Genomic DNA, 21,103 nt, shown 5'->3' with positions numbered 1-21,103 from the left:
ACGGGGAGGGGCGGAGGCAGGGCCGGCATGCCGTCGGGGGGTGCGTGCGAGCATGGCGCGGTGATGATCGACGAGGGGCGGGCGGTCGCGCTGGTGCGCGGGGTGGCGGCGAATCCGGGGGCCGGGGCGGGGGTGCTGGTCCGGCTGTTGCCGCCGGAGGCGCGGGAGGCCCGGGAGGTGCTGCAACGGCGGCCGCTGCCCGCCGAGTTCGTCGCGCTGGTGCTGCGGGACGGCGACCGGTCCGACCGGAGCGTGATCGCCCGCAATGTGCACCTGACCGGGGAGCAGGCCCGGCAGGTGGTGCGCGACCGGGACGACCTGGTGGCGGCCCGGCTGGTCTCCGCGCCCGGCGGCCGGGGGACGGTGCGGGCCGTCCAACTCCCCGACGACGTCGTGGACCTGGTGCTGCTCGGTACCGCCGAACGGGACCGGGCGATGCTGCTGCCGCAGGAGATCGTCGCCGAACTGGGGGCCGCCGGGCACCTGGAGGCGCACCTGCGCCGCCTGGTCGACCACCCCGAACCCGCCCTGCGGGCCTTCGTCTGCGGGTACTGGACCCGGCTCGGCACCGGGCAGCGCGCCGCCCTGCTGGCCGACCCCGACCCGGAGGTCCGCGCCGCCGCCCACCGCGAGGCCCACCCCGACCTGGCCGAACAGGGCAGGCGCTGGGCGGCGAACAGCTCGCGCGACCGGATCACCCAGCTCTGGGCGTCCCCGCTGCCCGACGACCTGCTCGACACCCTGATCACCACCCGCACCCACCCGGAGCTGCTCGCCGGAAACCCCCACCTCCCGCCGCCCGCCGTCCGCCGCCTGGCCGCCGACCCGGACCCGCTCGTCCGCCGCACCGTCGCCCAACGGCCCGACCTGGACGCCGAGTTGCTGGATGTCCTGGCCGCCGACCCGGACGAAGGGGTCCGTCGCCGGGCCGCCCTGCTGCCCGCCCCGCGCACCCGGGGCCGGGCCGAGGCCGTCTTCCGCGTCCTGGGCACCCCCGTCGCCCACCCGTCGGCGGTGCGGCCCGAACCCGTCGACGACCCCGGCCTCGACTGGTACCGGGCCTGCGCCGCCGCGCCCGACCCCGTGCTGCGCCGCACCGCCGCGACCTGCCCGCGCCTGGACCCGCCGACGGCCGCCCGGCTCGCCGCCGACCCCGACCGGGACGTCCGGCTGCTGCTCGCCCTGCACCATCCCGCCGCCCCGCCCGCCCTGTTGCTGGAGGCGTACGCCCAACTCCCCGAACAGCGCGACCGGTTGCGCCTCCACCCGGCCTTCCCGCGGCGCGGCCTGCCGGCGGCCCTCGCCCGCGACCCGGACCCGGCGGTGCGTGAACTCGCCGCCTCCGATCAGGATTTCGCCGGTGATCCGGAAGCCCTGCGGGCCGACCCCGACCCCCGGGTCCGGCGGGCCGCCGCCGCCAACCCCCGGCTGCCCGCCGGGCGGGCGGCGGACCTGCTCGCCGACCCGGGGGCCGGGCTCGAACAGGTCGAGGGGGCGGCCGCGCATCCGGGGCTGACGGCCGACCGGTTGCACGCACTGCTCGACGAGGCCGGTGTCCCGCGCGCCCGGACCCGTCCCTGACCCCCTGGCCCGCTGCCGAACGACCCGAACGGCCCGAACGGCCCGAACGGCCCATCGGCCCGAGGGGGTCGGGCGGGGGGCCACGGGGTGGGGTCGGGCCCGCACGCTCCGTTAGGGTGGCCGGTGTCCGCACGGTCGCAGTCGAGCACCCGCAGGAGAGCGTCTTGGCCACGGCAGCCCTTCGCCCCCTTCCCGAACTCGGAGCCGAATCGCTCGCCGCCTGGCGGGCCGGCGGCGGTCGGCTGGTCGATCTGCTGGCGGAGGCACGGGAGTTGGGGCCGGTGGCCGGGTTCCGGCTCGGCGAGCGCCGGATCGTGCTGGTCACCGGCGCCGAGGAGGTGCAGCAGGTGCTGGCCAAGGACCCCGACACCTACGTGAAGCACGGCCACCGCGCGAAGGCGCTGCTCGGCGACGGCCTGCTGTGCGCCTCCGGCGAGCCGTGGCGGCGTCAACGCAAGCTGCTGCAACCGCAGTTCACCGGGCGCGGCATCCGTACCTACGAGCCGCAGATCCGGGCCGCGGTGGCCGGGGCCGCCGCGCGCTGGCGGGCGGCGGCGCAGACCGGGGAGGTCCGCGAGATCGACGCCGACCTGCGGTACTTCTCGCTGGAGGTGATCTGGCGCTCGCTCACCGCCCACCCGCTCGACCCCGCCACCCACGAACGGCTGATCTCCGCCGGGGACAGCCTGGCCCGCATTCCCGCCTTCGCGCCCGCCACCGGCGAGGCCGCCGTCGACTTCGCCGAGGCCAACGAACGGGCCGACCTGGCCGCCGCGCACGCCATCGCACTCGCCGGGCAGGCCGAGGAACCCGCGCTGCTCCAGGTGCTGCTCCGGGCCGCCGCCGAACTCCCCGACTACACCGAGCGGTTGGTTCGCGACGAGCTGATGACCCTGGTCGTCGCCGGGTACGAGACCACCGCGACCACCCTCGGCTGGCTGTTCCTGCTGCTCGACGCCCATCCCGAACAGCGTGCCTGGGCACTGGCGGCCGGCCCGGCCGGATCGGCCGAACGGGCCGCCGCGATCAGGGCGTTGATCGACGAGACGCTGCGGCTGTACCCCGTCGCCTGGCTGATGCCCCGGCATGCCGCCGAGGCCGGGGTCCTCGCCGGGCACCCCGTCGAGGCCGGCACCACCCTGCTGGTCTGCCCCTACCTGACCCACCGGGACCCCGAACTCTGGCCCGACCCCGAGGAGTTCCGCCCGCAGCGGTTCACCGATGCCGGACGCCGCCCCGTCCAGGGCGCCTACTACCCGTTCGGGCTCGGCCCGCGAGCCTGCCTCGGCGCGCAGTTCGCCGTCCGCGAGATGGCGCTGCTGCTGGAGGAACTGCTGCCCGCCCACCGGGTCGAGATCCGGGACGCCCCGGCCGGGACCGGATACGCGATCACCGTCCACCCCGACGGCCCGGTCCGGGCCGTGCTGCACGCCGAGAACCCGTAGCGGCGGCGGGACCGCCGACGGCCGGAAACCGTTTGCCGGGCGCACTGACGAACTGTCAGGATCGGCCGGATGAACGCCACCGCACCCCGCCCCGTCGCCCTGGTCACCGGCGTCGGCCGGACGATCGGCATCGGCGCCGCCGTCGCCGAACGCCTCGCCGCCACCGGGTGGGACGTCGCCCACACCCACTGGACGCCCTACGACGCCCGGATGAGCTGGGGCGCCGAGGACGGCGCGCACGAGGCGATCGGCGCGGCGATCCGCGCGCACGGCGCCCGGCAGCTCGCCGTGCCCGCCGACCTCGCCGACCCCGACACCCCCGCCCGGCTGTTCGACCAGGTCACCGCCGGGCTCGGCCCCGTCGGCGCGCTGGTGCTGAACCACGCCGAGTCCGTCGACTCCGGCCTGTTCGACACCACGGTGGAGAGCTTCGACCGGCACTTCGCGGTGAACGCCCGGGCGGGCTGGCTGCTGATCCGCGAGTTCGGCCTGCGCTTCACCGGCGCGTTCGGCACCGGCCGGATCGTCGCCCTGACCAGCGACCACACCGTCGGCAACCTCCCCTACGGCGCCAGCAAGGGCGCCCTGGACCGGATCACCCGCGCCGCCGCCCGCGAACTCGCCCACCTCGGCATCACCGCCAACGCCGTCGACCCCGGCCCCACCGACACCGGCTGGATGGACGACTCGCTGCGCGCCGCGATGATCGGGCAGACCCCGCTGGCCCGCCTCGGCACCCCGCAGGACGCCGCCCGCCTGATCGCCTTCCTCTGCTCCCCGGAAGGACAGTGGATCAACGGCCAACTCCTGCACAGCAGCGGCGGGTTCAAGTAACCCGGGCGGACGGTCGGGGCAGGCGGGGCGGGCGGGCGCACGGTCAGGCGGGACGGTCGGCGAGCCGCCCCGGGTCCACCGTCCGCAGGCCGACCACCCGCGTACCGTCGCCCAACTTCCCGTCACGGTCCGGGAAGTAGCCGCCCAGCAGCCGAGTGGCCTCCCGCGCGGCGTCCGGCACCGGAACCCCCGTAGTGGAATGTGATCGTCCGAATGATGCGACGAGCAACCTGTCGGATCGTCGGGCCGGGCGGACAACCGTTTCGGAGCACCTCGCCCGGCCTTTGCACGTCCGGCCTTTGCGCGCCCGGTCACTCGGGCCAGGGCCAGGTGAAGCCCAGCTCCTCGGCGCGCTCCCGGCTTCCGGCGCAGATCCGGGCCCAGGAGGTGGGCCGCTCCGTCGCCAGGCGGTGCAGGGCGGCCGCCGCCTGGGCCTCGGGCGGGAAGCCGTCCTCGGGCAGCAGCCAGCGGAAGGCCAGGGGACGGTCGGGCCGGTCCGGGGTGCCCGAGTGCCGGCCCGGGACGTACCAGAAGGTCAGGTCGACGGTGTCGGGCTCGTCCGGGCAGGTCCCGACCCGGCCGAGGTCGGCGTCCCAGCGGTGCAGCAGCTCCGGCCGGGCCCGCAGGGCGCGGTTGAGCAACCGGGCGACTGTCCTGGCCCGCCAGTCCGCGGAGTCGTCCGCCTCGGCCCGGGCCAGCTCGGCGTCGTAGGCCCGGGCGTCGAAGCTCCGGGCCGGGACGTCCAGCAGCCCGGGCCGGTAGCAGCTGCGCCGCCAGCGCTCCCACACCACCCGGTCGCCGTCCCGCCGGACCGTGACGTACAGCGCGCCGCAGCACTCCTCGGCGCAGGACGCCGTGGCGAGCCGCACCTCGCGGGGTTCCGCCGAGGCCCGCAGCAGGCCCTCGTCCAGCAGCACGGCCGGGTCCTCGGCCGGGCCGAACCCGAACAGCTCCGGCACCACGGGCCGCCCGTCGAACAGGACGCGGGTCTCGACCCGGCCCCGCTCGGCGGGGTCGCCGTGCACCACCTCGATCCGGAACCCGTCCGGCCCGTCGGGCAGCCGGAAGGGCCTTCGGCCGACCCGGCCGATCCAGCGGGCGCGCCGCTCCTGCTCCTCGCCGCCCGCCCCGGCCAGGACCGCCCGCCCCATCGCGGCCGAGACCCGGTCGAGCCGGTCGAGCAGGACGGCGCGGCGGCCGGGCGGCCAGTCCGGCAGGGCCCCGGTTCCGCTGGACAGGTCCTGGGCGACGGAGAGCAGCAGCGCGGCGTGGTCGAGCGTCGGCGGCAGGACGGCGGCCCCGGCGGCCACCCGTTCGTACAGCTCGCGGGGGGCCGGGACGTCGTCCGGGCGGACCGGGCCGCGCGGCTCGGCGGCCGCGTGGAGCAACAGGGCGGCCCGGTACAGCAGTTCGGGATCGTCCGGGTGGGCGGCGAGCAGGGCGGGGAGACCGGTCGCCCCGATGATCTCGGATGCCACCGAGAGCTCCCGGGGGGAGACGGGCATCGACACCAACTCCCTGCGTACAGCGGCCCGTTCGCCCGAGCGCAGCGCGAGCAGGAGCGGGCGGAGCGGGGCCGCCCGCGGCCGGACCGCGAGCACGGCGAACGCCGCCGCCCGCCGGTCGAGTCCGCGCAGGGCCTGCACGGCGGGGCCGTTGAGGTCGCGCAGCAGGCCGAGCGCCGACAGGCACGGTACGTCCGCGGCGTCGCCGAACCGGCCGAGCAGGGCGATCCCGACGGTCACGGCGATCGGGTCGGTGCCCTCGCGCGCCAGCCGCCGGGCCATCGCCGGGGTCGGGCCGACGGGGCCGGGCGGCAGGGGCAGCTCGCGCACGGCGGTGGCGAGTTGGGCCGGACGGGCCGCGGCCAGCCGTTCGAGACGGGAGCCGGGGCCACCGGCCTCCGGGCCCGGGGCGAACACCTCGGCGACGATCCGCCGCAGCTCGTTCACCGGCAGCGGGCGGGGCGGGCGCGCCCGGTCGAGCCGGAAACCGCCCTCGGGCGGCAGCCCGTCCGGAGCTTCGTGCGCCAGGCGCAGAGCGAGGTCGTACAGCGCGGGCGCACCGCGCCCGGGAGCGGCGCTCACCGGAGGGGGAGGGACTCGATTCGTTCGGTCATGCGCGCAGTCTGGCGACCGGCCGGACCGAAGTCGAGAGGTTTTCGGCCCACCGAGCCGAGCCGGGGCGAGCCGGGGCGGGAGAGGGGAAGGGCCGGGCAGGGTGGTGCGGGAGGGGGAGGCGAACGGCTCGGGGAGGGACGGAGGAAGCAAGGCGGGGCGAGGGTGGGGCGCCGCTCCGCAGGGGTGGCCCGGGAGCGGGACGGGATGGGAACCGGTAGGGCGGAACAGGGGCCAAGCAGGGTGGGGTGCTGCTTCGCAGGGGTGGCCCGGGAGCAGGGCGGGCGAGGCGGGAACCGGTAGGGCGGAACAGAGGGGCCAACCAGGGTGGGGCGCCGCTCCGCAGGGGTGGCCCGGGAGTACGGGGAGGTCGCACCTGCCGGTGAGGGCAAGGCGCTGGGGCGGGGCGCTGCGCCGTCGGCGGGGGAACGGGGAGGCCGCACCTGCCGGCGGGGGCGGGTGCGGCCCGGGTGGGGCGGGGTGGTCAGCGGAGGGCCGGGAGGGCGGGGCGGGCCAGGGCGGCGGCGCCGACCAGGCCGGCGTCGGTGCCGAGGTGGGCGGGGACGAGGTGCAGGCCGCGGGTGAAGGAGAGGGTGGCGTAGGAGGAGAGGTGCCGGGCCAGCGGGTCGAAGAGGACGGCGCCGGCCTTGGCGACGCCGCCGCCGACGATCGCGGCGTCGAGTTCGACCAGGGTGGCGGTGGCGGCGATGCCGGCCGCGAGGGCGCGGGCGGCCTGGTCGAAGGCGGCCAGGGCGTGCGGGTCGCCGGCCCGGGCGGCGGTGGCGACGGCGCCGGCGGTGGTGTCGCCGTCGGGGCCGGGGCGCCAGCCGAGTTCGGCGGCGGTGCGGGCGATCGCGGTGCCGGAGGCGAGTCCTTCGACGCAGCCGCGCGAGCCGCACGGGCAGGGGCGGCCCCGGTAGTCGACGCTGATGTGGCCGAGGTGTCCGGCGTTGCCGGTGGGGCCGGTGTGCAGGGTGCCGTCGAGGACCAGGCCGGCGCCGACGCCGGTGGAGACCACCAGGCAGAGGGCGTTGCGGTAGGGGCGGGCGGCGCCGCGCCAGTGCTCGGCGGCGGCCATCGCGACGGCGTCGCCGCCGAGGACGACGGGCAGGTCGCGGACGGCGGGGTGCTCGGCGGTCTCCGCGCGCAGCGGGAAGTCGCGCCAGCCGGGGAGGTTGACCGGGCTGACGGTGCCGGCGGCGATGTCGACGGGCCCGGCGCTGCCGATGCCGAGGGCGCCGACCCGGGGCCACTCGGGGAGGCGGGCCAGGTCGTCGAGGACGTGGTCGACGGCGGACATCAGCTCGTGCCGGTCGCCGTCGGCGGGGGTGGGGACCTGGAGCTGGTGCAGCAGGGCGCCCTCGGTGTCGACCAGGCCGCCCGCGATCTTGGTGCCGCCGATGTCGAGGGCGGCGATCAGCGGGCCGGGGGCGGCCGTCCGAGGGGCGGCACCGCCGGGGGCGCGCTCGGCAGGGGTGCGCTCGGCGGGGGCAGGCCCGAGGGGTCCGGTGGTGCGGGCGATACCGGCCATGTCGTAACTCATTGTGACGTCTCCGCAGGTGTGGCAGGGGAGCGCCATGGTGCTGGGCAGGGCGCCGCCGGGTCGTACCCGGTGATTCTGACTCTCATTGACAACGTTGTCCAGCGCTCGCCGGTCGCGGTCCGATAACGAACCTGATCCACTTCTTCGTTAAGCAAAGGTTTAGTAAATCGAGCCTTGTTTGGCAACAAAACTCGTGGATATCAATGTTGACCGCTCTATGGACATGGCCGGGATGTGACGTCTACGTTAAGCGTCCAACAGCCAGGCCGGCCGATTGCGGCCCAGGGGCTGTCGCTTCCCCCGTGTCAGTCAGACGATCACAGACGATCAGTTCGAAGGATGAGCGAGATGCGCAGAGGATGGACGGCCGTCTCGGCCGCGACCCTTGTGGTGCTCACGGCCTGTAGCAGCAACGGTGGCGGGAACTCCTCCTCCGCCGTCCCCACGGTCAACGCGGACCCCGCCAAGGTGTCGGGCAGCATCACCGTGCTGACGAACCGTACGGACCAGCTGGGCAACGGCACGCTGGACAAGTACGTCGCCGAGTTCAACAAGACCTACCCGAACGTCAAGGTGAAGTTCGAGGGGATGAAGGACTACGAGGGCGAAGTCAAGATCCGCATGAACACCGAGAACTACGGTGACGTGCTGCCGATCCCCTCGGACCTGTCGGTCACCCAGTTCCCCAACTTCTTCTCCCCGCTGGGCGGTTCGGCCGAACTGTCGAAGCAGTACCAGTGGACCGACTACGCCACGGTCGCCGACAAGGTCTACGGCATCGCCAACTACGGCACCGTCACCGGCTTCGTCTACAACAAGAAGGTCTGGGCGGACGCCGGCGTCACCGGCTGGCCGAAGACCCCCGAGGAGTTCGTCACCGACCTGAAGGCCATCAAGGCCAAGGGCCAGGCGACCCCGTACTACACCAACTACCACGACAGTTGGCCGCTCACCCAGTGGACCAGCGCGATCGGCTCGCCCAGCTGCAACGAGGGCGCCAAGGACGCGATGGCCTCCGTCGCCACCCCGTGGACCGCGGGCAACGACGTCTTCACCGTCGACAGCCTGCTGTACTCGGCCGTCCACGAGAAGCTCACCGAGGACGACCCGACCACCACCAACTGGGACAACTCCAAGACCCTGCTGGCCACCGGCAAGGTCGGCTCGATGTACCTCGGCTCCTGGTCGATCTCGCAGATGCGCGACGCCGCCACCGCGGCCGGCGCCAACCCGGACGACATCGGCTACATGCCGTTCCCGTCCACCGGCGGCAAGCTCTGCACCGTGCTCCAGCCGGACTACAAGTACGGCATCAACAAGCACTCCAAGAACCAGGAGGCGGCCCGCGCCTGGCTGGACTGGTACATCAACAAGTCCGGCTCCGCCCAGGCCGAGCAGGGCATCTCCTCGGTCAAGGGCACCCCGATGCCGAGCGCGCTGAAGGACTTCGGCGACCAGGGCGTCCAGATGATCGGCCAGAAGCAGGAGAAGCTGGCGACGGTCAAGAAGATCGACAAGGGCGCGGAGATCAACCTGGACGCCCCGGACTACCGGCAGAAGCTCGTCGACATCGCCCGCGGGGCGGCCCCCGGCGACCGGAACAGCTACTTCGCCGAGCTGAACAAGAAGTGGTCCGAGTCGCAGAAGACGGTCGGCTGACCCACCGGACCGGGCGGCCCGGCCCGCGCCCCGCAGCCCCGACGCGTCAGGGGCCGGGCCGGGCCGCCCACCGGGTGTCAGGACCTACGAAGGAACGAAGATGACTGCACTGCAGAGGGACCGGGGCACCGGAAAGCCCCCCGCGCGGACCGCCGCGGCCACCGCGCCCCCGGCCGCCGCCCGCGGCCGCGCCCCCCGGCGCAAGGGAGTCCGCCGGCACTGGTGGTTCACCCCGTGGCTGTACCTGCTGGTACCGCTCGCGCTGCTGGTGACCTTCACCTACCTGCCGATCGGCGACATGATCGGCTACAGCTTCACCGACTGGGACGGCATCAGCCCGGAGCGGAACAACGTCGGGCTCAAGAACTACACCGACCTGTTCACCCGCCCCGAACTGTTCAAGGTGTTCCTGGTCAGCGGCGTCTACCTGATCGCCGCCGTGGTGCAGATCTGCCTGGCGCTGTACTTCGCCACCGTGCTCAGCTTCAACACGAAGTTCCGGAACCTCTTCAAAGGCATCCTGTTCTTCCCCTACCTGATCAACGGTGTGGCGATCGGCTTCGTCTTCCTGTACTTCTTCCAGCCGCACGGCACCCTCGACTCGCTGCTCCGACTCGTCGGCGTCGACGGCAAGTTCCTCTGGATGGGCGACCCCGACCTGGTCAACAAGTCGCTGGCCGGCGTCTCGGTGTGGCGCTACACCGGCCTCAACCTGGTGCTGTTCCTGGGCGCGATCCAGTCCATCCCGCCGCACCTGTACGAGGCCGCCGCGCTGGACGGCGCCAACCGCTGGCAGCAGTTCCGGCACATCATCGCGCCCAGCATCAAGCCGGTGATCAGCCTCAGCGCGATCCTCGCGGTCTCCGGCTCGCTGGCCGTCTTCGAGATCCCGTACATCATGACCGGCGGCGCCAACGGCTCGCAGACCTTCGTCATCCAGAGCATCAACATGGCCTTCAAGTTCGACAAGTTCGGCCTCGCCTCGGCCAGCGCCGTCGTGCTGATCGTCCTGATCCTGATCGTCACCTGGGTCCAGCGCCGCCTGGTGCCGGAGGAGAGGGTGGAACTGTCGTGACCACCGCCGTGCACCACCACCGCCGCCGTTTCCACGCCCGCGGCGCCGCCGCCTCCGGCGCCAAGTACCTGTCACTGGTGCTGGCCAGCGCCGTCGTGCTGGTCCCGCTGGTGGTCATCCTGTTCACCTCGCTCAAGACCCGCCGGGAGGCGCAGACCACCGGGCCGCTCGACCTGCCCGGCGACTGGCTCAACTTCGAGAACTTCCGGATCGCCTTCACCCAGGGCAGGATGCTGCCCGCGTTCCTGAACACCTCGATCATCCTGGTGGTCTCGGTGGCCGGCACCGTGGTGATCGGCTCGATGACCGCCTACGCCATCGACCGCTTCGACTTCCGGCTGAAGAAGCCGGTGATGGCGCTGTTCCTGCTGGCCAGCCTCGTCCCCAGCGTCACCACCCAGGTCGCCACCTTCCAGATCGTCAACAACCTGGGCGCGTTCAACACCCGGTGGGCGCCGATCCTGCTGTACCTCGGCACCGACATCATCTCGATCTACATCTTCCTGCAGTTCATCCGCTCCATCCCGATCTCGCTGGACGAGGCGGCCCGGCTCGACGGCGCCAACACCTTCACCATCTACTGGCGGATCATCCTGCCGATGCTGAAGCCGGCCATCGCCACCGTGGTGATCGTCAAGGGCGTCACCGTCTACAACGACTTCTTCATCCCGTTCCTCTACATGCCCTCCAGCGACCTGGGCACCATCTCCACCTCGCTGTTCCGCTTCCAGGGCCCGTTCGGCGTCAACTGGGAGATCATCTCGGCCGGCACCATCCTGGTCATCCTGCCCACCCTGGTCGTCTTCCTCGCCCTGCAGCGCCTGATCTACGCCGGCTTCGCCGCCGGTTCGAGCAAGTGACGCAGCCCGCCCGGTGGCGCCGCACCTGCGCCGCGACGCCACCGGGGCGGAGGGCCGGACGATGAGCGGCCGGACGACGAACGGGCGCGTCACCATCCGCGAGGTCGCCGCCCTCGCCGGGGTCTCCGCCGGGGCCGTCTCGCTGGCCCTCAACGACCGGCCCGGCGTCTCCGCCCCCACCCGGGAGCGGATCAGGGCCGCCGCCGAGGAACTCGGCTGGGTGCCCAGCCAGGCCGCCCGCAGCCTGGCCCGGCTCGCCCCCGGCAGCGAGACCGTCGGCCTGGTCATCACCCGCCCGGCCCGCCAACTCGGCCTGGAACCCTTCTACATGGAGTTCATCTCCGGCATCCAGAGCGTCCTGGAGGAACGCTCCGCCACCCTGCTGCTGCGCCTGGTCCACGACCGCGAGCAGGAGATCGCGGTGCACCGCACCTGGTGGCGCACCCGCCGGGTCAGCGGCTCCGTGCTGGTCGACCTCACCGAGGCCGACCCGCGCATCCCGGCCCTCGCCGCGCTCGGCATGCCCGCCGTCGCGGCCGGCCACCCCGGCCTGGCCGGCGGCGGCCTCGCCGCCGTCTGGACCGACGACTCGGCCGCCGTCGAGGACGCCGTCCGCTACCTGGCGATGCTCGGCCACCGCCGGATCGCCCGGGTCGGCGGCGACCCCGACCTCGGCCACACCGCGATCCGCACCCGGGCGCTGGCCGCCGTCGCCGGACAACTCGGCCTGGAACCGCCGCGGAGCGTCCCCACCGACTTCTCCGGCCAGGCCGGCGCCCGCGCCACCCGGATGCTGCTCGCCTCCGCGCACCGCCCCACCGCGATCATCTACGACAACGACATCATGGCCGTCGCCGGGATCTCGGTCGCCGCCGAGTTCGGCCTCCAGGTGCCCGCCGACCTGTCGCTGATCGCCTGGGACGACTCCCAGCTCTGCCGGCTCACCCACCCCGCGCTGTCCGCGATGAGCCACGACGTGCACGGCTACGGCGCGCTCGTCGCCCGCACCCTGTTCGACGTCGTCGAGCACCGCGGCACCCCCGTCGGACCGGCCCCGACGCCCGTGCTGATCCCGCGCGGCAGCAGCGCCCCGCCGACCCGCTGAACAGCGGGCCGCCACGGGCCGACGACCCGCGGCGCGCCACCCCAAGACTCCCGGCCCGTCCCCGACTCCTTCTGAGGGTAAGGAAGTTCGGGGCCGGGCCGGGCCACCCGCCACCGGAGCACCCGATGACCGCCGACCTGCTCGCCACCACCGTGCGCCCGTACGCCTGGGGCTCGACCACCGCCATCGCCCGCCTCACCGGCCGCCCGCCCACCGGCGCGCCCGAGGCCGAGCTCTGGATGGGCGCCCACCCCGGCGCCCCGTCCCGGATCGACCGCGGCCGCGGCGCCGAACCCCTCGACGCCGTCATCGCCCGCGACCCGGACCGCGAACTCGGCCCCCGGGTGGTGCGCCGCTTCGGCCCGCAACTGCCGTTCCTGCTCAAGGTGCTGGCCGCCGAGCACGCGCTCTCCGTGCAGGTCCACCCCACCGCCGCGCAGGCCGCGGCCGGGTACGCCGCCGAGGACGCCGCCGGCATCCCGCTCGACGCCCCGCACCGGATCTACCGCGACCGCAGCCACAAACCCGAACTCATCTGCGCCCTCGGCGAGTTCGACGCCCTGTGCGGCTTCCGCGACCCGCGCGCCAGCGCCGCGCTGTGGGCCCGCACCGGCCTCGCCGTGCTCGACCCCTGGATCGAGGTGCTGCGCACCGCCCCCGCCGGGACGGCCCTGCGCACCGTGCTGACCGCCGCGCTCGCCGACGACCGCCCGCGCGGCGAGCGGGCCGCCGCCGAACTCCCCGCCGCGCTCGCCGAACTGGCCGCCGGCGGCGACCCCGACGCGGCCACCTGGGCCGCCTACCGGGACGCCGCCCGCGACTACCCCGGCGACCCCGGACTGCTCGCCGCGATGCTGCTCAACCACGTCCGGCTGGGCGCCGGCCAGGCCCTCCACCTGGACGCCGGAGTCCCGCACGCCTACCTGCGCGGCCTCGGCGTCGAGATCATGGCCAACTCCGACAACGTGCTGCGCTGCGGGCTCACCCCCAAGCACGTCGACACCGCCGCGCTCGCCGGGGTGGTCGACTTCCGGCCCACCGCCCCGCAGCACGCGCCCGCCGTCCCCGTCGGCCCCGGCGAACTCGAATTCCTCACCTCCGCCGAGGAGTTCAGCCTCTCCCGGATCGACCTCGGCGCCCCCGGCTCCGGTGCCTCCGTCGAACTCGCCGACGACGGCCCGCAGCTCCTGCTGTGCGTGCGCGGCATCGCCCGCCTCGACGGCGGCCCGACCCTCGGCCCCGGCGAATCCGCCTACCTGCCCGCCGCGGGCGGACCGGTCCGGGTGTCCGGCGACGCCACCGTGTTCCGCGCGAAGGTCCCGCGGCCGCACTGAGCCCGCTCGCCCGGCCGAACTCCCTTGCCGGGACGTGGGCAGGGAACCAGCAGACTTCACGACCCCCCCAGGCACCACTCCACCCCACCGCATGTCCGGAGGACGCACGTGAACGACCAGCCCCGCACCACCAGCCGCCGCACCCTGCTCGGGGCCGCCGCCCTCGGCCTCACCGCCGCCCCGCTGCTCGGCGGCACCGCCTTCGCCGCGAACGACAACGCCGGCGCCCAGGACGCCCAGGACGCCCGGGACAGTCAGGGCGGGTCGGACCGGCAGGGCGGCGGCAAGCGCCCCTACGTCACCGCCAGAGGCGGCGAACTGCGGCTCGAAGGAAAGAAGTTCCGCTTCGGCGGCACCAACTGCTACTACCTGCACCAGCAGTCGCACTACATGATCGACGCGGTGCTGAACGACGCCGCCGCGATGGGCCTCACCGTGGTCCGCGCCTGGGCGTTCGCCGACGGCGACGGCCACTCCCACCGCGCCCTGCAGCCCAAGCCGTTCAGCTACGACGAGGCCGCCTTCGACAGCCTCGACTACGCCGTCCACAAGGCCGGACAGCTCGGCCTGCGCCTGGTCCTCCCGCTGGTCAACAACTGGCCCGACTACGGCGGCATGCAGCAGTACGTCTCCTGGTTCCTCGGCCTGTCCGACGACTCCTACGGCGACGGCGTCCACCACGACCGGTTCTACACCGACGCCAACTGCCGCAAGGCGTACCGGGCCTGGGCCAAGCACGTGATCCAGCGCCGCAACCGCTACACCGGCCTGCGCTACCACGAGGACCCCACCGTGATGGCCTGGGAGCTCGCCAACGAGCCGCGCTGCCGCAGCGACAAGTCCGGCGCCACCCTGCTCGGCTGGGCCCGCGAGATGAGCGCCCACGTCAAGTCGCTGGCCCCCCGCCAGCTGCTCGCCGTCGGCGACGAGGGCTTCTACGGCCGCCCGAACGAGGCCGACTACCCGTACTCGAACTACGAGGGCAACGACTGGCTGAAGCTCACCGCGCTGCCCGCCGTCGACTACGGCACCGTCCACGTCTACCCGCAGAACTGGGGCGAGACCAGCGGCGGCAAGCCCGGCATCAACGCCACCGACTGGGGTACCCGGTGGATCGAGGACCACGTCGCGGACGGCCGCACCCTCGGCAAGCCCGTCGTCGTCGAGGAGTTCGGCCTGCAGATCGACGCCGGCCGGGACATCCCCGACACCGCCGCCCGGGACGCCGCCTACCTGGCCTGGACGGCCGCCGCGCTCGCCGCCGGGGCCGCCGGCGACCAGTTCTGGCTGCTCACCTCCCGGGTCGACGACGGCTCCTTCTACCCCGACTACGACGGACACCGCATCATGTGGAACAACGACCCGGCCAACCCGACCCGCAGCACCGCCCACCTGTTCGCCGCCCACGCCAAGGCGATGGCCGCGGCGGGCTGATCCCCCCGTCCCCCGTCCCCCGTCCCCCCGCCGCCCGGAGACCGTCGTCCCGGGCGGCGGGCCCGCGCCAGAGGAGCCCCGCATGTCCGCCACCGTCCTCTTCCAGGGCGACAGCATCACCGACGCCGCCCGCGACCGGGACCGCCCCGACGACCTCGGCCACGGCTACGCCGCCTTCGCCGCCCCCGGACTCGCCGACGGCCTCACCGTCCTCAACCGCGGCGTCTCCGGCAACCGGGTCGCCGACCTGCGCGCCCGCTGGGACGCCGACACCCTCGCCCACCGCCCCGCCCTGGTCTCGGTGCTGATCGGCGTCAACGACACCTGGCGCCTCCACGACAGCGGCCTGCCCAGCCCCGCCGACACCTGGGAGAAGGAGTACGACGACCTGCTCGTCCGCCTGCGCGCCCACGGCGCGCCCCGGCTGGTCCTGATCGAACCCTTCCTGCTCCCCGTCACCGCCGAGCAGTGGACCTGGCGCGCCGACCTCGACCCCCGCATCCACGCCGTCCGCCGCCTCGCCGCCGCCCACGGCGCCCTCCTGCTCGCCGCCGACGGCCTGCTCAACCAGGCCGCCCGCACCGCCGGCGACCCCGCCCTGATCGCCGCCGACGGCGTCCACCCCACCGCGCTCGGCCACCGCCTGCTCGCCGACGCCTGGCTCCGGCTGGTCCGCGAGGCCGCCGACCCCGGCACCGCCGCCTTCGTCCGCCCCGGCAGCCCTGCCGACGGCCCCGCGGACGGTTCTGCGGGAGGCCCGCCCGGCCGGGCCGCATCCTGACCGGGTGGCCGGTGGCGGACGGGCCGGGCCCCGCCCGTGCCGTCCGCGGCCGTACCCGCACTATCCTCCCTGACATGACCAGCAGCCCCGCCAGCAGCTCGCGCACCGGTGCCCGCCCGACCATGAAGGACGTCGCGGCGGCCGCCGGCGTCGGGCTGAAGACCGTCTCCCGGGTGGTCAACGGCGAGAGCGGCGTCACCCCCGAGATGGCCGCCCGGGTCCGGGCCGCGATCGAGACGCTCGGGTTCCGCCGCAACGACAGCGCGCGACTGCTCCGCACCGGCCGGACCGCCAGCGTCGCCCTGCTGCTGGAGGACATCAGCGACCCGTTCTCCTCCGCGCTGTCCCGGGCCGTCGAACAGGTCGCCGCCGCCGAGGGCTGCCTGCTGTTCACCGGCTCCAGCGGCGAGGACCCCGCCCGCGAACGGGAGTTGGCGCTCGCGTTCTGCGCCCGCCGGGTCGACGGCCTGGTCGTCGTCCCGGCCGGCGACGACCACCGCTACCTGCTGCCCGAGATCGAGTCCGGGACGCCCGTGGTCTTCCTCGACCGCCCCGGCACCGGCATCGCCGCCGACGCCGTGCTCAGCGACAACGCCGGCGGCGCCCGGGCCGGCACCGCCCACCTGATCGCGCACGGCCACCGCCGGATCGGCTACATCGGCGACCTGCCCGCCATCCACACCGCCGCCGAACGCGCCCGCGGCCACCGCGAGGCACTGGCCGCCGCCGGCCTCCCCGTCGACGAACGCCTGATCGACTGCGGCCCCACCGACCGGGCCCGGGTCGCCGCCGCCGTCCGCCGCCTCACCACCGGCCCCGACGCCGTCACCGCCCTGTTCACCGCCAACAACCGGATCACCCTGGCCGCCCTGCACCACCTCCCCGCCACCGACCGCCCCGCCGTCGTCGGCTTCGACGACCTCGAACTCGCCGACCTGCTCACCCCCGCGCTCACCGTCGTCGCCCAGGACCCCACCGCGCTCGGCGCCCTCGCCGCCCGCCGCCTCTTCGACCGCCTGGCCGGCGACACCACGCCCCCCGCCCACCTGGAGATCCCCACCCTGCTGATCCCGCGCGGCTCCGGCGAGACGCCCCCGCCGCACCGGAGCTGACGGTCAGTCAGCTCTCCAGCAGGCCCAGCCAGTAGCGCCGATCGGCACCGATCCGGTGCTCCGGCAGGCCGTCCAGCCACGCCAGCACCGCGGGCCCGACCGGCATCCGGCGCTCGTGGCCGAAACGCAGGCCGGGCAGCCGGCCGCCGAACAGCCAGCCGTCCAGCACGTCGGCGAGGTGCCGGTCCGCCACCGGGGTTCCGGTCTCCGCCCACACCCGCAGCCACGGCTCGACCGAGCCCGTCGCCAGCGCCAGCGTCTCCAGCACCTCCGCCACCCCGGGCGCACTCCCCGGGTCCGCCGCCAGCACCACCGGCCACCAGGCGTCCAGCACCTCCGCGACCAGCTCGGCCCGGTGCCACTCCCGCCAGCCCGCCACCGCCAGCCGGTCCCCGACCAGCGCGCCGTCCACCCCGAGCCGACCCGTCGTCAGCAGCCGCAGGACGCGCGGCGCCACCCGCCGGTACAGCGCCGGGAAGTCGTCCCAGTGCTCCGGACGCTTCGCCGCCACCCGGCACAGCAGCGCCTCGGGCAGCGCTTCCGGCGGCCCCGCGAGCGCGGCCAGCTCCTCGGGCGACCAGCAGTGCGGGCAGCCGCCCGGTGGCGGGCCCGGCCGGGCGGTGCGGTCCAGCGCGTCCAGGGCGTCGGACAGGCGGCGCTGCTGATCGGTCGTCACGAGGTCCCTGCCCGGGGGTACTCCGCCCGGGCCGACCCGGCGAAGATTGCGACGCTACCAGGGCCTGGTGTGCGGCGCGGCGGCGGGGACCTGGAAGGATGGGCGGCCAGGACGGAGAGAGGGGCACTATGCAGCGCCGGGTGACGATCCGGGACGTGGCCGCGCGGGCGGGCGTCTCCGCCGGGGCGGTCTCGCTCGCCCTCAACGACCGGCCCGGCGTCTCCGGGGCCACCCGGCAGCGGATCGTCGACGCCGCCCGCGAACTCGGCTGGTCGCCCAACCTCGCCGCCCGCTCGCTCGCCCAGGGCGACCGCGTCCACACCATCGGCATGGCGCTCACCCGGGGCGCGGCCGCCGCCGGGCTCGACCAGGTCCAGATGGCGCTGATCGGCGGCATCGAACAGGTCCTCGCCGAACGGCCGTGCGCGCTGCTGCTGCACACCGTCCCCGACCGGGACGCCGAGATCGCGCTCTACCGGCAGTGGTGGCAGTCCGGCCGGGTCAACGGCTCCGTCCTGGTCGGCGTGGTCGCCGACGACCCCCGGCTGGAGCCCGTCCACAAGCTCGGCATGCCCGTCGTCGCCGTCAGCCAGCCCGCGCTGTCCGGCCCGTTCCCGGCGGTCTGGACGGACGACGCCACCGCGATCGCCGAGGCCGTCCGCTACCTCGCCCTGCTCGGCCACCGCCGGATCGCGCACGTCACCGGCCCCGCGACGCTCGGCCGCACCCTGCTGCGCGACGAAGCCCTCGCCGCCACCGTCGCCGAACTCCCCGCCGTCACCGCCCGCACCCTCCCCACCGACCTCTCCGCCCACGCCGGCGCCCGCGCCACCCGCACCCTGCTCACCGCCGGCGACCGGCCCACCGCGATCGTCTACGACAACGACCTGATGGCCGTCGCGGGCATCGCCGTCGCCGAAGAACTCGGCCTGCGCGTCCCCCAGGACATCTCCCTGGTCGCCTGGGACGACTCCGACCTCTGCCGCATCACCCGCCCGCAGCTCACCGCCCTCAGCCACGACCCCTTCGCCGTGGGCGAGGAAGTCGCCCGCTGCCTCCTGGAGTTGCTGGACGAGGGCCGCGCACCGTCGCGCTCGGCGGGGACGCCGGTGCTGGTGCCCAGGGGGACGACGGGGGCCGCGCCGCGGTGACAGCGAGGGGACGAGGGTGGACCGGAGCGGGGTGCGGTGCGGGTGCGGGGGGTCGGGGCGGCATCTGGGGGAGCTGCTGGCCGAGTTGGTGGAGATCGACGCGCCGGAGCGGATGCGGATGCAGGACCCGGCTCCGCACCTGATCGGCACCGGTGGCGGCGGCGTTCCGCCGGTGGCACCCGGTGCCGTGGCGTTGATGCTCGCGGCGCTGGAGGGCGGCGCCCTGCTGCCGCTCGTCCGGGGGCTGTTCCTCCGGCTGCTGGCCGAACTCGCCGTCGCCGCACCGGAGTCCGCCGAGTGCCGGGCGCTGCTCCGGGCCGGGCTGCCGGGCCTGGTGCGGGCCGCACTGGCCGGGACGGCCGAGGACGCGGCCCGGGTCGCCGAGATCTGTGCGGCGTACTGGCCGTCCGGTGACGAGGCGGCCCTCGCCGCCTGGGTGCTGCTGACGGAGCGCGCCGAGCAGGGCTGACGGGTCGTCAGGTACGCAGCAGGGCCAGGGCCAGGGTGCGGGCCTCCCGGTCGGCGTGGCCGCCGCCGGTGGGGGACAGCGGGTGGTCGGGGACCAGGCGGTGCGGGGAGAAGGCGAGGGCGCGGACGGCGGGGCGGGCCCCGTCGGGGAGCCGGCCGACGGCGGTGAGGGCGCGCAGCGCGTCCAGGCCGAGGCCGTCGGGGCGCAGCAGGCCGGTGAGGACGGGGAGGGCGGCGGCGGCGTCGCCGGTGAGGCGGTGGTGGGCGGTCGCGGCGGCCAGCCGGACGTGGTCGCGGGCGGCGAGGAGCGGTTCGACCAGCGGCAGCAGCGGCGCGGCGGCCGGGCCGAGCCGCGCCAACTCCCGGAGCTGGAAGGCGGGGTGGCGGAGGCCGAGGAGTTCGGCGAAGACCGGCAGGGCGAGTGCGGTGTCGCCGGTGAGCCGGTGGTGCGCGGCGGCGGCCGCGGCCCGCAGGGCCTGGTCCGGGTCGGCGGTGGCGCGGCGCAGCAGGTCCACCGCCTCGGGGGTGGCGCGGCGCAGCAGGTCCACCGCCTCGGGGGTGGCGCGGCCGGTGCGGCCGAGTGCGCGGGCGGCCTCGACGGCGGCCCGGCCCTCGCGCAGGCAGGCGGTCAGGACGGGGAGGGCCGCGCCGTCGGCCGGGTCGAGTGCCTCGAGGAGCATCCCGGTGCGGAACGGGTCGGTGCGGTCGGCGAGTTGGCGCAGGACCAGCGGACGGACGGCTTCGGCGGGCAGCAACCGGGCGGCCTCGGCGAGCAGTTCGGGGCCGGGGCGGTCGGCCAGCAGGGCGAGGGCGCGGGGGGCGCGGGCCCGGACCAGGCCGAGCAGCGCGGTGTCGGCACCGGCGGCGGCGTGCCCGAACAGGGTGTCGCGGAGGCGGGCGTCCGGTGCGGGCAGGTGGTCGATCCAGTGCGCGAGGACGCGGAGTCGGACGGACGGGTCCTCGGCGTGGTGGGGGAGCGCGGCGTGCAGCAGGCCGAGGACGTCGGCCTCGCGGTCGCGCCAGGTCTCCACGACCGCCTCGGCGAGCCAACTGCCCCGGGTGCCCCGGTCGCCGTCGGCGATCCAGCGGGCGGCGACGGTCAGCGCCGCGTCCGGGTCCTGCGTCAGCAGGTCGGTGCGGTGCTGTTCGGTGGAGCCGGTGACGGGCCAGAGCATCTCCGGTGCGGCGTCCGGCCCTTCGGCCGCGAGCGCGGCGACGGCCCCGGCCGGGTACGGCGGCCCGTGCCGTTCGGCGGCCAGCAGCGCGGAGACGGCGCGCACCGGGGCGAGCGGGTGGTCCGGCGCGGACAGTGGCCGGCCGAGCCGGTCGAGCAGCACCAGGGCGTCCGCCCGGACCTCCGCCGCCGGGTCCGTGCCGTGCAAGTCGGTCGCCCGCACGGCGAGTTCGGCGCGTCGCGGCTCGGGCAGCAGGTCGGCGACGGCGGCCACCACCCGCAGCGCGGCCTGCCGGACCTCGGCCGCCGGGTCGTCCAGGCAGGGCAGCAACTCGGGCAGCGCCAGGCACAGTTCGCGGCACACGGCGGCGGTGTCGCTCGCCGCCCAGTGCCGGGATGCGAGGAGCTCGGGATCGTGCTCGGCCATCAGGAACAGCAGCACCAGCAGGTGGTCGCGCCGCAGCGGGGCGTGCCGGGCGGCGTGCACGAGGAACGGCACGGCGGCCGCGGACGCCGGGTGGACACTGCCCTGGTGGCAGATCGCGCCCACCAGTTCGTGGCGAGCCTCCTCGACCGCCGCCGGCTCCTCCCCGTACAGGCCCCGGATCAGCTCCGGCAGGTCGTCCGCCGACCCGTACGCGTGCGTCAGGGCACCCCAGTCGACCCCGTCGAGCATGTCGGGGGACTTCATCCGCTGCTCCGTGCTGTCGTGGCCGGTCCCGGCCCGCCGGGCCGTACCCACCGGGCCGTACCC

At 75.3% G+C, this 21,103-nt stretch carries 18 protein-coding genes; 13 read left to right on the top strand and 5 right to left on the bottom strand.

What is annotated here, in order from left to right; translation table 11 throughout:
* Positions 1-63: 63 nt before the first annotated feature.
* From ACIQBJ_RS04405 to ACIQBJ_RS04395, 3 genes are all read left to right on the top strand, one after another.
* Complete coding sequence (locus ACIQBJ_RS04405; RefSeq protein ID WP_400703513.1) at positions 64-1,581, top strand: hypothetical protein; 1,518 nt, start codon at positions 64-66, stop codon at positions 1,579-1,581.
* A 164-nt stretch (positions 1,582-1,745) separates the two neighbouring features.
* The gene (locus tag ACIQBJ_RS04400) at positions 1,746-3,026 is read left to right on the top strand and encodes a cytochrome P450 (RefSeq protein ID WP_400703209.1); all 1,281 of its coding nucleotides are present in this window, start codon (positions 1,746-1,748) and stop codon (positions 3,024-3,026) included.
* A gap of 69 nt (positions 3,027-3,095) precedes the next feature.
* Positions 3,096-3,860, top strand: a complete 765-nt coding sequence (locus ACIQBJ_RS04395) for an SDR family oxidoreductase (protein WP_400703206.1) — start codon at positions 3,096-3,098, stop codon at positions 3,858-3,860.
* 43 nt (positions 3,861-3,903) lie between these two features.
* On the opposite strand, the gene ACIQBJ_RS04390 is transcribed toward ACIQBJ_RS04395, so the two are convergent.
* The 3 genes from ACIQBJ_RS04390 to ACIQBJ_RS04380 form a co-directional block, all read right to left on the bottom strand.
* Positions 3,904-4,041: a hypothetical protein gene (locus tag ACIQBJ_RS04390; protein ID WP_400703203.1), complete on the bottom strand. Its 138-nt coding sequence runs from the start codon at positions 4,039-4,041 to the stop codon at positions 3,904-3,906.
* A gap of 130 nt (positions 4,042-4,171) precedes the next feature.
* The gene (locus ACIQBJ_RS04385; RefSeq protein ID WP_400703200.1) at positions 4,172-5,947 is read right to left on the bottom strand and encodes a hypothetical protein; all 1,776 of its coding nucleotides are present in this window, start codon (positions 5,945-5,947) and stop codon (positions 4,172-4,174) included.
* Between the two features lie 514 nt (positions 5,948-6,461).
* On the bottom strand, positions 6,462-7,508 hold the full coding sequence (locus ACIQBJ_RS04380) for an ROK family protein (RefSeq protein ID WP_400703197.1): 1,047 nt from the start codon (positions 7,506-7,508) through the stop codon (positions 6,462-6,464).
* A gap of 360 nt (positions 7,509-7,868) precedes the next feature.
* Here ACIQBJ_RS04380 and ACIQBJ_RS04375 point away from each other — a divergent pair, with 360 nt between their 5' ends.
* From ACIQBJ_RS04375 to ACIQBJ_RS04340, 8 genes are all read left to right on the top strand, one after another.
* Positions 7,869-9,179 carry an ABC transporter substrate-binding protein gene (locus tag ACIQBJ_RS04375; RefSeq protein WP_400703194.1) on the top strand — a complete coding sequence of 437 codons (1,311 nt, stop codon included), beginning with the start codon at positions 7,869-7,871 and terminating at the stop codon, positions 9,177-9,179.
* A gap of 100 nt (positions 9,180-9,279) precedes the next feature.
* Entirely contained in the window at positions 9,280-10,254 is a 975-nt protein-coding gene (locus ACIQBJ_RS04370) for a carbohydrate ABC transporter permease (RefSeq protein WP_400703191.1), read from the top strand.
* 8 nt (positions 10,255-10,262) lie between these two features.
* Complete coding sequence (locus ACIQBJ_RS04365) at positions 10,263-11,114, top strand: carbohydrate ABC transporter permease (RefSeq protein ID WP_400703510.1); 852 nt, start codon at positions 10,263-10,265, stop codon at positions 11,112-11,114.
* 61 nt (positions 11,115-11,175) lie between these two features.
* A complete protein-coding gene (locus tag ACIQBJ_RS04360; protein ID WP_400703507.1) occupies positions 11,176-12,219 on the top strand; it encodes a LacI family DNA-binding transcriptional regulator in 1,044 nt (347 codons plus the stop codon).
* A gap of 125 nt (positions 12,220-12,344) precedes the next feature.
* Positions 12,345-13,553, top strand: a complete 1,209-nt coding sequence (gene manA, locus ACIQBJ_RS04355) for a mannose-6-phosphate isomerase, class I (protein WP_400703188.1) — start codon at positions 12,345-12,347, stop codon at positions 13,551-13,553.
* A gap of 108 nt (positions 13,554-13,661) precedes the next feature.
* Entirely contained in the window at positions 13,662-14,987 is a 1,326-nt protein-coding gene (locus ACIQBJ_RS04350; RefSeq protein WP_400703185.1) for a cellulase family glycosylhydrolase, read from the top strand.
* A gap of 82 nt (positions 14,988-15,069) precedes the next feature.
* Positions 15,070-15,768, top strand: coding sequence for a GDSL-type esterase/lipase family protein (locus tag ACIQBJ_RS04345; protein ID WP_400703182.1), 699 nt, complete (start codon positions 15,070-15,072; stop codon positions 15,766-15,768).
* Between the two features lie 74 nt (positions 15,769-15,842).
* Positions 15,843-16,880 carry a LacI family DNA-binding transcriptional regulator gene (locus ACIQBJ_RS04340; RefSeq protein WP_400703179.1) on the top strand — a complete coding sequence of 346 codons (1,038 nt, stop codon included), beginning with the start codon at positions 15,843-15,845 and terminating at the stop codon, positions 16,878-16,880.
* A gap of 7 nt (positions 16,881-16,887) precedes the next feature.
* Here the strand turns inward: ACIQBJ_RS04340 and ACIQBJ_RS04335 are convergent, their stop codons facing one another.
* Positions 16,888-17,556, bottom strand: coding sequence for a hypothetical protein (locus ACIQBJ_RS04335; RefSeq protein ID WP_400703176.1), 669 nt, complete (start codon positions 17,554-17,556; stop codon positions 16,888-16,890).
* A 128-nt stretch (positions 17,557-17,684) separates the two neighbouring features.
* Here ACIQBJ_RS04335 and ACIQBJ_RS04330 point away from each other — a divergent pair, with 128 nt between their 5' ends.
* Both ACIQBJ_RS04330 and ACIQBJ_RS04325 read left to right on the top strand, forming a co-directional pair.
* Positions 17,685-18,707 carry a LacI family DNA-binding transcriptional regulator gene (locus ACIQBJ_RS04330; RefSeq protein ID WP_400703173.1) on the top strand — a complete coding sequence of 341 codons (1,023 nt, stop codon included), beginning with the start codon at positions 17,685-17,687 and terminating at the stop codon, positions 18,705-18,707.
* Between the two features lie 85 nt (positions 18,708-18,792).
* Complete coding sequence (locus ACIQBJ_RS04325; protein ID WP_400703170.1) at positions 18,793-19,176, top strand: hypothetical protein; 384 nt, start codon at positions 18,793-18,795, stop codon at positions 19,174-19,176.
* 7 nt (positions 19,177-19,183) lie between these two features.
* Here ACIQBJ_RS04325 and ACIQBJ_RS04320 read toward each other — a convergent pair whose 3' ends face one another.
* The gene (locus ACIQBJ_RS04320; RefSeq protein ID WP_400703167.1) at positions 19,184-21,040 is read right to left on the bottom strand and encodes a hypothetical protein; all 1,857 of its coding nucleotides are present in this window, start codon (positions 21,038-21,040) and stop codon (positions 19,184-19,186) included.
* Between the last annotated feature and the right edge of the window lie 63 nt (positions 21,041-21,103).

The organism is Kitasatospora sp. NPDC088391, from assembly GCF_044753345.1.
Taxonomy (GTDB): domain Bacteria; phylum Actinomycetota; class Actinomycetes; order Streptomycetales; family Streptomycetaceae; genus Kitasatospora.
Note: the sequence above shows the minus strand (reverse complement) of the source record. Positions and strands in the feature narration are given on the sequence as shown.

Bases quoted from the DNA above. Each gene is read 5' to 3' on its own strand.
- ACIQBJ_RS04345 (WP_400703182.1), top strand. From the start codon at position 15,070: ATGTCCGCCACCGTCCTCTTCCAGGGCGACAGCATCACCGACGCCGCC.
- ACIQBJ_RS04375 (WP_400703194.1), top strand. From the start codon at position 7,869: ATGCGCAGAGGATGGACGGCCGTCTCGGCCGCGACCCTTGTGGTGCTC.
- ACIQBJ_RS04340 (WP_400703179.1), top strand. From the start codon at position 15,843: ATGACCAGCAGCCCCGCCAGCAGCTCGCGCACCGGTGCCCGCCCGACC.
- ACIQBJ_RS04380 (WP_400703197.1), bottom strand. From the start codon at position 7,508: ATGGCCGGTATCGCCCGCACCACCGGACCCCTCGGGCCTGCCCCCGCC.
- ACIQBJ_RS04395 (WP_400703206.1), top strand. From the start codon at position 3,096: ATGAACGCCACCGCACCCCGCCCCGTCGCCCTGGTCACCGGCGTCGGC.
- ACIQBJ_RS04320 (WP_400703167.1), bottom strand. From the start codon at position 21,040: ATGAAGTCCCCCGACATGCTCGACGGGGTCGACTGGGGTGCCCTGACG.
- ACIQBJ_RS04360 (WP_400703507.1), top strand. From the start codon at position 11,176: ATGAGCGGCCGGACGACGAACGGGCGCGTCACCATCCGCGAGGTCGCC.
- ACIQBJ_RS04330 (WP_400703173.1), top strand. From the start codon at position 17,685: ATGCAGCGCCGGGTGACGATCCGGGACGTGGCCGCGCGGGCGGGCGTC.
- ACIQBJ_RS04405 (WP_400703513.1), top strand. From the start codon at position 64: ATGATCGACGAGGGGCGGGCGGTCGCGCTGGTGCGCGGGGTGGCGGCG.
- ACIQBJ_RS04370 (WP_400703191.1), top strand. From the start codon at position 9,280: ATGACTGCACTGCAGAGGGACCGGGGCACCGGAAAGCCCCCCGCGCGG.
- manA (WP_400703188.1), top strand. From the start codon at position 12,345: ATGACCGCCGACCTGCTCGCCACCACCGTGCGCCCGTACGCCTGGGGC.